The organism is Pseudarthrobacter sp. R1, assembly GCF_024494415.1.
Taxonomy (GTDB): Bacteria; Actinomycetota; Actinomycetes; order Actinomycetales; family Micrococcaceae; genus Arthrobacter.
In genome coordinates this window covers 353,170-363,643 of sequence record NZ_JAMKFI010000001.1, presented here as the reverse complement: position 1 = coordinate 363,643, position 10,474 = coordinate 353,170, and the positions used below count along the sequence as shown (strand labels likewise).

General features: G+C 66.7%; 9 protein-coding genes and 1 pseudogene. All 10 read right to left on the bottom strand.

What is annotated here, in order from left to right; all coding sequences use genetic code 11:
* Positions 1–124: 124 nt before the first annotated feature.
* Positions 125–853, bottom strand: a pseudogene (locus M8J71_RS01560) (esterase/lipase family protein); the annotation flags it as partial.
* 470 nt (positions 854–1,323) lie between these two features.
* Positions 1,324–2,019 carry an SDR family NAD(P)-dependent oxidoreductase gene (locus M8J71_RS01555; RefSeq protein ID WP_374114791.1) on the bottom strand — a complete coding sequence of 232 codons (696 nt, stop codon included), beginning with the start codon at positions 2,017–2,019 and terminating at the stop codon, positions 1,324–1,326.
* On the bottom strand, positions 2,016–3,257 hold the full coding sequence (locus M8J71_RS01550) for a sialidase family protein (RefSeq protein WP_256246256.1): 1,242 nt from the start codon (positions 3,255–3,257) through the stop codon (positions 2,016–2,018). Before M8J71_RS01550 ends, M8J71_RS01555 begins: the two co-directional genes overlap by 4 nt.
* Positions 3,258–3,259: 2 nt before the next feature.
* Positions 3,260–4,039: an HpcH/HpaI aldolase family protein gene (locus M8J71_RS01545; RefSeq protein WP_256246255.1), complete on the bottom strand. Its 780-nt coding sequence runs from the start codon at positions 4,037–4,039 to the stop codon at positions 3,260–3,262.
* Between the two features lie 58 nt (positions 4,040–4,097).
* Positions 4,098–5,087: an aldo/keto reductase gene (locus tag M8J71_RS01540; protein WP_256246254.1), complete on the bottom strand. Its 990-nt coding sequence runs from the start codon at positions 5,085–5,087 to the stop codon at positions 4,098–4,100.
* A 53-nt stretch (positions 5,088–5,140) separates the two neighbouring features.
* Positions 5,141–5,974 carry an ATP-binding cassette domain-containing protein gene (locus M8J71_RS01535; RefSeq protein WP_256246253.1) on the bottom strand — a complete coding sequence of 278 codons (834 nt, stop codon included), beginning with the start codon at positions 5,972–5,974 and terminating at the stop codon, positions 5,141–5,143.
* Positions 5,971–6,903 carry an ABC transporter ATP-binding protein gene (locus M8J71_RS01530; RefSeq protein WP_256246252.1) on the bottom strand — a complete coding sequence of 311 codons (933 nt, stop codon included), beginning with the start codon at positions 6,901–6,903 and terminating at the stop codon, positions 5,971–5,973. Before M8J71_RS01530 ends, M8J71_RS01535 begins: the two co-directional genes overlap by 4 nt.
* A 1-nt stretch (position 6,904) precedes the next feature.
* A complete protein-coding gene (locus M8J71_RS01525; RefSeq protein WP_256246251.1) occupies positions 6,905–7,837 on the bottom strand; it encodes an ABC transporter permease in 933 nt (310 codons plus the stop codon).
* Positions 7,834–8,769: an ABC transporter permease gene (locus M8J71_RS01520; protein WP_256246250.1), complete on the bottom strand. Its 936-nt coding sequence runs from the start codon at positions 8,767–8,769 to the stop codon at positions 7,834–7,836. Before M8J71_RS01520 ends, M8J71_RS01525 begins: the two co-directional genes overlap by 4 nt.
* A 3-nt stretch (positions 8,770–8,772) precedes the next feature.
* Positions 8,773–10,347 (bottom strand): ABC transporter substrate-binding protein, encoded by a 1,575-nt coding sequence (locus M8J71_RS01515; RefSeq protein WP_256246249.1) that lies wholly within the window; start codon positions 10,345–10,347, stop codon positions 8,773–8,775.
* Positions 10,348–10,474: the final 127 nt, after the last annotated feature.

Sequence of the window (10,474 nt, the reverse complement as noted above, 5' to 3'; positions counted from 1 at the left end):
CCGCAGGCTTGGGGGAGCTGTTTTGATTCCGAATTGATGAGTTAAAGCGCCCGCTGCCTCCCCAGCGAGAGATCGCCGGGTCGCAGGTCCGCCGTCGGGCTTTAGGACAGGGCCTTTCCCGCTGCTAGAGGCAGGCGGGCTGGTAGGCGGGGTCTGCCGGGCCGGAAGGATTGCCCAGGGCATGGGCTACGATCTGGTGCACTACGGGATCGTTCGGCGTCTGGTCGTGTTCAAAGACATCTGCCGGGCACTTGTCCTGGATGGTGATGTTGGTGACCTGCCGGGCCGGACCTGCCAGGAACTGACTGTTGTAGGGAATGACCACTTCGTCGTAGACCGTGGAGATGACCGTGTAGGACGGTCCCCTCACTGTGTCACCGATGGAGTTGAGCTTCTGCATAAAAACGGAGCCTGCCTGCTGGTCGGCACAGGCAGCGCAGCCCAGACCGGCGAAATCGGGATCCTCGACGAAACTCGGGGGCGGGACGATCAGGCCTTCCGTGCCGTGGTTGGAAGGGGCGATGCCGACGAGCTGATTGACGTACTTCGCGCCGCCGAGGAAGCCCATGTAGTAGCGGGGCATCATGCCGCCTTGGCTGTGGCCCACCAGGTTTACCTTCTTGGCGCCGGTGGCAGTCCGGACCGCATCCACGAAGGGGGCCAGCTCCTTGGCTGATTCTGCCACCGGCGCCGTCGCGTACACGCCGTTCGTCTCGCCGTAATTGAGGGCGAAAACGCAGTAGCCGGCGCTCTTGAGGTACGGAGACAGCGTTGACCAGTTCTTTTCCATGCTCTCGAAGGTTCCCGGCACCAGGATGACCGGATAAGGATGTTCGGCGCTGGGTTTGCAGGACGGCGGCAGCGGCGGCGGACAGGACCCGGGTAAGCAGTGACATGGAAACCTCTTTGTTTGTGTGCCAACAGGGGCGGCCGGTGCTGGTGGACTTGTAGCGCCGTATTAGCACCGGCCGGGTTTTCCATGCTGGCAGCACCGCCGTTGCAGTGGACGTGGACTGCACAAACGTGCGGCGGAATTTGCTCCAAGGGCGCGGGCCTCCCCCTCTTGGTACTCGTAGCCAGACGGTGCATTGTTACTGGTGAGTAGCCGGCTGCCGCCCGAAGGACAATGAACGGCCACTCAGGAATGCTTGCACAAACGTGCAGGAATCTAACCGGCCCTTCGCGCTGGGTTCGCCATGCACGCTGCACGTTCAGGGGAAAACCGCATCAGACGATGGGGCGTCCCGAGGAAGGCCGCGTTGAGTGAGAGAGCGTTGCACGAAAACCCGCATTAAATGAGAGAGCGTCCTAGGGGGCGTGGGGTCAGAGGGAGGCGCCTCCGCAGATGACGTAGTTCTGGCCGGTGATGGATTTGCCGTGCGGGCCAAGGAGGAACGCAGCTAGGGCGGCCACATCATCCGGATCCACCAGGGCACCGAGGGCCGGCATCCGCACCGGGGTTGCTGCCCGGCCGGGGTCGTTCAGCATCGGGGTGTCGGTGGGACCCGGCGACAGCACGTTGACGGTGATCCCCCGCGGCGCGAGCTCCTGCGCCCACGTCCGGCCGAGCCCCATCAGCGCAGCCTTGGTCGCCGCGTACTGGCTCTTGCCCGGCGAACCAGTCGAGGTGCGGCTGCCCAGCAGGACGATCCTGCCGCCGTCGGGCATGGACGGCACCAAGGCATTGGCCAACACGGAAGCCGCCGCCACGTGCACAGCGAACATCCCCGCGAACGCCGCGGGATCCAGCTCCCCCAGCGGCGCGGTCCGCTGGAACCCGGCGGCGTGCACCAGGGCGTCGGCCGGCGCAATGGCCCCAACCACACTATCCAGCGATTCCGGCTCGGAGAGGTCGGCCTGCAGCCACTCGAACTTCCCGTCCAGGGACGACTCGGTCCGGCTCAGCCCGGTCACCCGCCACCCGTCAGCGAGTAACCGCTCAGCTATCGCCTTGCCGATTCCCGAGCTCGTGCCGGTGACAACGGCGTGCAGCTGTTCAGGCACTGAGGGTCCTGTCATTCGTCCCCACCAGGAGTAGTTGTGCCCTCGTAGGCCCACTGCGGGTCAACCCGCACGAACTTGATGGCCTGCCGGAAGTACGTGTACGCGATGTTCAGGGAACCGTCCGGCCCCTGGTGGATGGACGGGTAGGAGTATTCGCGGTTGAGGCCGTCGCGGGAGTTGTTGGACAGGCAGTACCCGTCCCCCACGTCCAGGTTCCGGCGGATGGGCCACGAACGGCCGGAGTCCTCGGAGATGGCCAGCGTCATCGGCGAGCGCGGCGTTCCCCAGAAAGCCTTCCGTGAACCGTCGTCAGCAACCGCGGCAGCATCCGGCTCAGCCAGCTGGCCCTGCTCCTCGGCCAGGCCGTCGTCGTCAATCTCGTCGTAGAGGGAGAGCCTGCGCTCGGTGTTCTCCCCCGCCCGGCTGTGGTTGTAGACCAGGGCCAGGCGGCCGTCGGCGAGCGCGGTGAACTGGATGGAGGAGTTGTTGTTGGGCAGCTCGGTGGGGACCGGCTCGCTCCAGGTGGAGCCGCTATCGGTGGAGCGGGATTCGTAGATCGAGTCGGCCCAGCGGCTGCGGAACAGGGCCAGCAGCGAACCGTCGGCCACGGGCTGGATGTTCATGTGGACGCAGCCCAGGCTGCCGGGCAGGACGTGCTCGGTCCAGGTGGCGCCGGCGTCGTCGGAGATCATCACGGCGCTGTCGTCGCTGTTGCCCACCCACTTCTCCCCCGGTGTAGTGATGCAGCGGAAGATCGGCACCATCAGGCGGCCGGACGGCAGCACCACCGGCAGTTGGCGGACAAACACACCGCCGGTTTCGTTGGCGGGGAACAGTGTTTCCACGTCACCCCAGGTGCGGCCGCTGTCCGTGGAAATACGACGGCGGACCTCGGCGGTGTCCTGGTTGCCCGCCTTCTGCGCGGTGTACAGCAGCCAGAGCGTCTGGTCCGGGGCGGTAAACAGGATGGGGTTCTGCTCAGAGCGGGTGGAATCGTCGGAGAGCTGCTGCGGTTCGGACCACTGGCTGCTGCCCGGCTCCAGGGCGGAGAACCAGATAGAGATGTCCGGCACGCCTTCCTGGGTGCCGCCGAACCAGACGCAGCCCAGCCGGCCGTCCGGAAGCGTGAGCAGGTTGGCCGCGTGGCTCTGCACGGTGGGGGCCGGCAGGTAGGCGTAGTCGGCGCCGTCGGCCCGCTTCACCTGGCCGTTCGGGGTGATGGTGCTGTACGAGTCGGTGGTGGTGTTCGTCATGGTTACTGGTCCTTGGAAGTAGCGGCGTCGAGGTGGGACTTGGCGATCTGTTCCAGGTGCGTCAGGTCCGAGGCGATGGTGGTGAACGTGTAGCCCTGCTTCAGCCGCTGGTTAGCAACAGTGCCGGCGGGGGTGTGGATGCCGGCGGCGATGCCCGCGGAGGCTGCGGCCTCGGCAATGGTCTCGAGGGCTGCGTTGAATTCACTTTCTACGTCGGGATCCCCGGGGAAAGCCCCGCCCACGGCAATCGACAGGTCGGAAGGTCCAACGTAAATGCCATCCAGGCCCGGGGTGGCGCAGATTTCCTTGACGTTGGCCAACCCCTCCGGCGTCTCGATCATGGCGAACACCAAGGTGGTGGCGTTGGCATCGGCGGGCTTCGGCCCGATCCGCAGCGCCGAGCGCATCGGTCCATAGGAGCGGCCGCCCAGGGGCGGGTACTTGGCGGCGGCCACGGCAGCGGCAGCGTCCTCGGCGTTATTGATGAGCGGCACGATGACGCCCACCGCGCCGGCGTCGAGTGCCTTGCCGATCGCGGTGAAGTCGTTGGCTTCCACACGGACCATGCCGACGGCGGTGTGCCCGGCGTCGATGGCCATCAGCCCGTTCAGCACGCCCGAGTAGCCAAGCAGCCCGTGCTGCGCGTCCAGGGCCACGTAGTCATAGCCGAGCCGGCCGATGCGTTCGGTGGCCACGGGCGCGTCCAGCACTGCCCAGTAGCCCACCGCCTGTTCACGGGCGCGGATCTTGCGGGCGAATTCGAGGGCCAGGTCGGAGGTCATCAGAGTCCTTCAGTCAGAGTCGGTCAGGAAAGAAGTCGGTTCGGTTAGTAAGGAGAAGTCAGCGGTTGTAGGCGGGCATCGGGCCGCGCAGCGAGGTCCCGACGACGTCGCAGGCTTCCACAACGTCCGCCGGCAGCGGCCCGTTGGCCACGGCGGCGATGTTGGCCCGGAGTTGCTCCACCTTGGACCCGCCCAGCAGCATCGATCCAACGCCGGGCCGGTATGCGAGCCAGCGCAGCGACAACTCGGCCAGCGAAACACCGGCACCGTCAGCGATGCGGGACAGCTCCCCAATTGCGTCGAACAGCTGCTTGTCCCAGTACCGCTGCGTGTACATCGCGGCGAGCTTGGAGTCGCCGTAGCGGCCTTCGGTGGGCTTGGCGTCGAAGCTGTGCTTGCCGGTCAGCAGCCCGCCGCCCAGCGGGTTGTAGACCATGGTGTGGACGTTGTGGGTGGCGGCAAACTCGAGGTATTCCTCTTCCAGCCGGCGTGCCACCAGGTTGTACAGCTGCTGCGCGACGACGGGCTGCGGCGCCCCCACTTCCCGCGCCGTATGGATGACGTCGGCGATCTGCCAGGCGGCGAAGTTGGACACGCCAAGCGCGCCGACCTTCCCCTCCGCAACCAGCTCGGCCACGGTGGACAACGTCTCAGCCAGCGGCGTGGCCCGGTCCGGCTGGTGCAGGTAGAACAGGTCGATGCTGTCCGTGCCCAGCCGTCGCAGGCTCCCCTCCACGCTGGCGCGCAGCGCGGCAGGAGAAAGCGGCGAATTGGAGCCGGCGTCCGCATGCGGCATGCCCGCCTTGGAAGCCAGGACGACGCCGTCGCGCTTTCCCTTCAGTAGGCGCGCAAGCATCTCCTCGGTCACCCCGCCCACGTAGGCGTTGGCGGTGTCGATGGTGGTGATGCCGGCGTCGAGCGCCTCCTCCACCATCCGCCCCGCAGTGGCCTCGTCGACCGTGTCGCCGAACGTCATGGTCCCCAGGACCAGGCGGGAGATGGGAAGTTTCAGGCCGTCCACCTGTGCGCCTTCGGGCTGCATGCTCATGGGTGATTCCTCGTGGTTGCGTTCTTCGGAAAGGGTCAGTTGGACTGGTTGGGCTAGTTCGATTGATTAGCGAGCGCCAGGGAGCGGACCAGGTGGCGGGGCTTGAGGCCCGTCATGGTGGAGGGGTCCAGGGCCGCGCGGCGGAGTTTGCGGGTGTAGTCCTCCTTGGGGGCGGTCAGGACGGACGCCGTGGAGCCATGCTCCACCAGCTTGCCCTTCTGCATCACCATGACGCTATCGCTGATCTCCTGCACCACGCCGAGGTTGTGCGAGATGAACACGTAGGTGATGCCGGTTTCGTCCTGGATGGATTTCAGCAGCCGCAGCACCTGGGCCTGCACGGAAACGTCCAGCGCGCTGGTGGCCTCGTCGCAGACCAGCAGTTCGGGCTTGGAGGCGAGCGCCCGGGCGATCCCGATGCGCTGGCGCTGGCCGCCGGAGAACTCCGCCGGGTGTTTGTCCAGGGACTTCACGGGCAGGCCCACCTGGTCGATCAGCGTCGCCGCCGCCTTGTGCCGCTCCGCCTTGGACCGGACGCCCTGCAGCTTCAGCGGCTCGGCCACGATCTCCTGCGCCGTCATATGCGGGTCCAGCGAGCCGTACGGGTCCTGGAACACCATCTGGAACTTGGAGCGCAGCGGCCGCAGCTTGGCTTCGCTCATGGCGGCGATGTCCGTGCCGTCCAGCTCGATTCGCCCGCTGGTGGGCGTGACCAGCCGCATCAGCGCCTTGGCGATGGTGGACTTGCCGCAGCCAGATTCACCCACGACGGCGATCGTCTTGCCTTTGTCCACGGAGAAGGAGACGTCGTCCACGGCCCGGAAGGTGCCGCCCGGCACGTGGTAGTCCACCACGAGGTTTTCGACGGCGAGGAACGGCTTCGTCATGGCTTTGCTCCGGTCTGGGTGAGGGCTGGGTCAGAGGTGGCTGAGGATCCGGCGGGGTGTGTGCCGGCGGAACGGCGGCCAGCAGCGGGGGCAGCGGGTGTTTCATCCCACGGCCCCAGCACCGGCACGGCGGCCAGCAGGTCCCGGGTGTACTCGGTGGCGGGGTGGTCCACGATCTGCTGGACCTCGCCGGACTCCACAAAGCTGCCGTCCTTCATCACGTGGATGCGGTCCGAGATCAGCCGGGCCACGCCGAGGTCATGCGTGATCATCAGGATGCCGATTCCCCGCTGTTCCTGCAGTTCCAGCAGCAGGTCCAGGATGCCGCCCTGCACGGTGACGTCCAGGGCAGACGTCGGCTCGTCCGCCACCAGCAGCTGCGGCTCGCTGGCCAGGGCGATGGCGATCAGCACGCGCTGCAGCATGCCGCCGGAGAGCTGGTGCGGGTACTTCTTCAGCTGCTTCTCCGGGGTGGGGATGTGCACCTGTTCCAGCAGCCGGATGGCCCTGGCCTGCAGCGCACCCTTATCCTTGGCGGAGGCAGCACCGGCAATCCGGATGGCCTCAAACAGCTGGCTGCCGATCGAGTGGACAGGGCTCAGCGCTGTCATCGGGTCCTGCGGGATTAGGGCGAGGGTCTTGCCGCGCACCTTGTCGATGGCCTTGGGGTCAGCGCTGATGTCGACGCCGTCAATCAGCACGGTGCCGGACAGTACCGCCAGGTCCTCGGGCAGCAGGCGGAGGATGCCCATCGCCGTCGTCGACTTGCCGGAACCGGACTCACCGATGATGGTGACCGTCTCGCCCCGGTGGATGCTGAAGCTGACGGAGTCAACGGCCCGGATGATGCCGGCGTCGGTGATCAGCTCCACCTGGAAGTCGCGGACTTCCAGCAGCGGCTGCTCCTTGAAAGAGGTAGCAGTAGTCATGTCAGGCACCCTTCTTCTTGCGGCGGGGACGGTCGCGGAGGCCGTCGCCCAGCAGGTTGACGCCCACCACCATGAGCACGATCACCAGGCCGGGCAGGGTGACCATCCACCAGGAGGTGGTGATGTAGTCCTGGCCGTCGGAGATGATGCGGCCCCAGGTGGCGAAGGGCCGCTGCGGGCCGGCACCCAGGAAGGACAATGCGGATTCGAGCAGCACGGCCTGGGCCAGCAGGAGCAGGACCACCAGGGTTGCCTGCTTGATGACGTTGGGGATGATGTGCTGGATCAGGATCTGGATCTTGTGCAGGCCCAGGATCCGCGCGGCGGAGACGTACGGCTTTTCGCGTTCCACCAGCACCATGGAGCGGGTGAGGCGGGCAACTTCGGGCCATTGGGCGATGGCGATCACGAATGTGATCACCGGGATGGAGGGGCCGAACAGGGCCACCACCAACAGCAGCATCATGAGCAGCGGCAGGGACATCTGGGCTTCGAGGAGGCGGGAGACGATGGTGTCCACCCAGCCGCCGAAATAGCCGGCGGCCGCGCCGAGGATGATGCCGATGGCGCCCGAGACCAGCACGGCCAGCAGGCCGATGGTCAGCGAGACCTGGCCGCCGTGCAGCACCCGGGACAGGAGGTCGCGGCCCAGCTGGTCGGTGCCGAACAGGTGTCCGTCCGTGAGCGGCGGGAGGCGCCGGGCACCAAGGTCCTGGAAGTTGGCGTCCGGCAGCGGCAGCACCTGGGCCAGGATGATGGGGATGATTACCAGCAGCGTGCAGATGGTGCCCACAATGAGCTTCCACTTCGCGGCATTACGACGGCGGGTGGCGCCTGCCTTGGCGATGTCCGCCTTGGTGACGGCGCTGGGGCTGGGCTGCCGGACTGTGTTTTCGGCTCCGCCGGGAGTGGGGGTTGCGGTGTCGAGGCTCATGCTGTTGCCGCCTTTCCAAGACGAACGCGGGGATCAAGGAGCGGGTAGGCGAGGTCGATGAGCAGCTGGACAGCCACCGCCAGCAGCGCGGTGAGGAGGACCGTGGCCTGGATGAGGGGGTAGTCGCGGGTTTCGAGGGCCCGCACAATGAGGGAGCCAACGCCGGGCCAGGCGAACACCACTTCCACCACCACCACGCCGTTGAGCATCGCCGCGAAGCGGGTGCCGAGGGCGGTGAAGACGGGGATGGCGGAGTTGCCCATGGCGTAGCGCCACGTGAGGGCGGAGCTGCGGACGCCTCGGGAGCGGGCCACCGTGAGGAACGGGGCTGCCAGGTTGGTGGTCATTTCGCGCCGGACCATGCGGGAGATCAGGGCGATCTGCAGGATGGCGATGGTGATGGTGGGGAGGACCAGTCCGCCCCAGGTGGCGAAGCCGGAGGCCGGGAAGATCGGGATCAGGACGGCGAAGCCGGTGAGGAGCATGATGCCGGTCCAGAAGTCGGGCATGGACTGCCCGGCGATGGTGAGCACGTTCACGCCGAGTTCCTTGCCGGTGTCCGGGCGTCGGGACATCCACACACCCAGCGGGATGGCCACCACGGCGGTGAGGAGGATGGACGCCGTCGCGAGGGTCAGCGTGTAGGGCATCCGCTCGGCCACCACCTGCATGGCGGGGGCCTGGAAGGAGTAGGACTGGCCCAGGTTGCCGGTGAACAGCTGCTGCAGGAAGATCCAGTACTGCTCCAGCACCGGACGGTCCAGGCCGAACTGCTCCCGCACCTTCGCGAGCTGCTCCGAGGTGGCCAGCGGGCCGGCGTAGGAGACGGCAGGATCGCCGGGGGCCATGCGGATGAGGATGAACACGGTGGACACCGTGAGGAACACGGTGAGCAGGCCCTGTCCCAAGCGTTTGAGGATGTAGTTCGTCATGGCTTAGGCCTCCAGCCGGACATCAACGAGGGGGTAGGAGTTGGTGGGTGCCAGGTTGATGTTGGACACCCGCTCCCGGTGGGCGAGGACGGACTTGGGGACGAACGCCCAGGCGCAGGGCCAGGTGTCCCATACAGCCTGCTGTGCGTCGTTTAGCAGTCCCGTCCGGCGGGCCGGGTCCGCTTCGGCGGACGCGGCCTGGATCTTGGCGGTGACCTCGGGGATCACGTAGCCCTGGTAGGTGTCGCGGGTGGCTTCCTTCTCCGGCGTGCCGGAGTACATGCCCTGCAGCATGGTGATGGCCAGGCCGGTGGGGCTGGGGTAGCCGTTGCCGAGGAGGTCCCAGTCGCCCTGCTTGCCCTGACGCCAGGCCAGGATGTTGCCGCCGGGTTCGAACTGCTGCAGTTCGGCCTTCACACCGATGTTGCCGAACATTTCCACCAGGGCCTCCATCACGGAGGTGTCGGAGGCGAACTCGCCGGTTTCCCAGATGATCTTCAGCGTGAGGTCCTTGACGCCGAGCTCGGCGAGGGTGGCCTTAGCCTTCTCGGGATCGTAAACGTACTCACCGGTCTTGTAGTAGCCGGTGAGGCTGGAGGGTGTGACGCCCTCGGCCTGGGTGACAGAGTCCACCAGCACGTCGCGGACCAGCGCCTCGCCGTCGATGGCCATGCTCAGTGCCTGGCGCACGCGGGGATCGGCCAGCGGGTGGCCGGCGGGCTTGCGGAAGTTGAAGAAGATCTGGTTCAGGCGGAGGCTGGACGCTTCCTGGAGTTCGACGCCGGGAAGTCCGGCGAGCTGTTCGCGGGAGTCGGGCGTGATGGAGTCGATGACGTCCACCTCGCCGCTGCGCAGGGCGATCACGCGGCTGGATTCCTCGGGAAGGAACCGGACTTCCACGTTGTCCACCTCGGGCGCCGGGCCCCAGTAGTTCTCGTTGCGGGCCAGGCTGTAGGTGCCGGCGCCGCGGTTGAATTTGGTGACCACGTACGGGCCGGTGCCCACGCCTTCCTGCAGTTCCTCCGGCTTGTTCTGCGCGGCCGGGGTAATCAGGATCATGCTCATGAGCGAGTCCAGGATGGGGATGGGCTTCTGGGACACCATCTTGAAGGTGCGGTCATCCACCGGGACAACCTCGGGGAATTCGGGGAAGAAGCCTGCCACGAACGAGCCCTGCACTTGCTGGTACATCTTCAGCGCGGTGGCGATGTCCTCCACCTGCACGGGGCTGTTGTCCGAGTAGCGGATGCCTTCACGCAGCGTGACGGTCCATTCGGTGGGGCCGGTCATCTCGAAGCGCTCGGCGAGGACCAGGATGGGCTTGGTTTCGGGGCCGATGGCGGTGAGGCCCTGGCGGACGGCGCGCTGGACGGTGACGGCGGCGTCGAACTGGTTGAGCTTGTTGTCCAGGCTGACCAGCGACCGGTTGAGGGCCAGGGTCAGGGTGCTGGGTCCCGGCAGTCCGGTGGGGCCGGCACAGCCGGCGAGGCTGCCGGTGCCCAGCAGAAACCCTGCAGCCGCGCCGAACTGCAGCAGGCGGCGGCGGGAAATCTCACTTCCTTGAGGAAGAACGGTCATCGTTGACCTCTCGGTAGATCGGGGACGGCTGCCGGCCGGATGGCTGCGCCGAATGTTGTGTCCATCACTGTGCCACTCCTGCGCAAATTGCGCAACCCCTCTAGCGTGATTCACGCAACCGTGTCAG

Coding starts and splice junctions, on each gene's coding strand:
- M8J71_RS01530 (WP_256246252.1), bottom strand. CDS start 6,903: ATGACTACTGCTACCTCTTTCAAGGAGCAGCCGCTGCTGGAAGTCCGC.
- M8J71_RS01525 (WP_256246251.1), bottom strand. CDS start 7,837: ATGAGCCTCGACACCGCAACCCCCACTCCCGGCGGAGCCGAAAACACA.
- M8J71_RS01550 (WP_256246256.1), bottom strand. CDS start 3,257: ATGACGAACACCACCACCGACTCGTACAGCACCATCACCCCGAACGGC.
- M8J71_RS01540 (WP_256246254.1), bottom strand. CDS start 5,087: ATGAGCATGCAGCCCGAAGGCGCACAGGTGGACGGCCTGAAACTTCCC.
- M8J71_RS01535 (WP_256246253.1), bottom strand. CDS start 5,974: ATGACGAAGCCGTTCCTCGCCGTCGAAAACCTCGTGGTGGACTACCAC.
- M8J71_RS01515 (WP_256246249.1), bottom strand. CDS start 10,347: ATGACCGTTCTTCCTCAAGGAAGTGAGATTTCCCGCCGCCGCCTGCTG.
- M8J71_RS01555 (WP_374114791.1), bottom strand. CDS start 2,019: ATGACAGGACCCTCAGTGCCTGAACAGCTGCACGCCGTTGTCACCGGC.
- M8J71_RS01520 (WP_256246250.1), bottom strand. CDS start 8,769: ATGACGAACTACATCCTCAAACGCTTGGGACAGGGCCTGCTCACCGTG.
- M8J71_RS01545 (WP_256246255.1), bottom strand. CDS start 4,039: ATGACCTCCGACCTGGCCCTCGAATTCGCCCGCAAGATCCGCGCCCGT.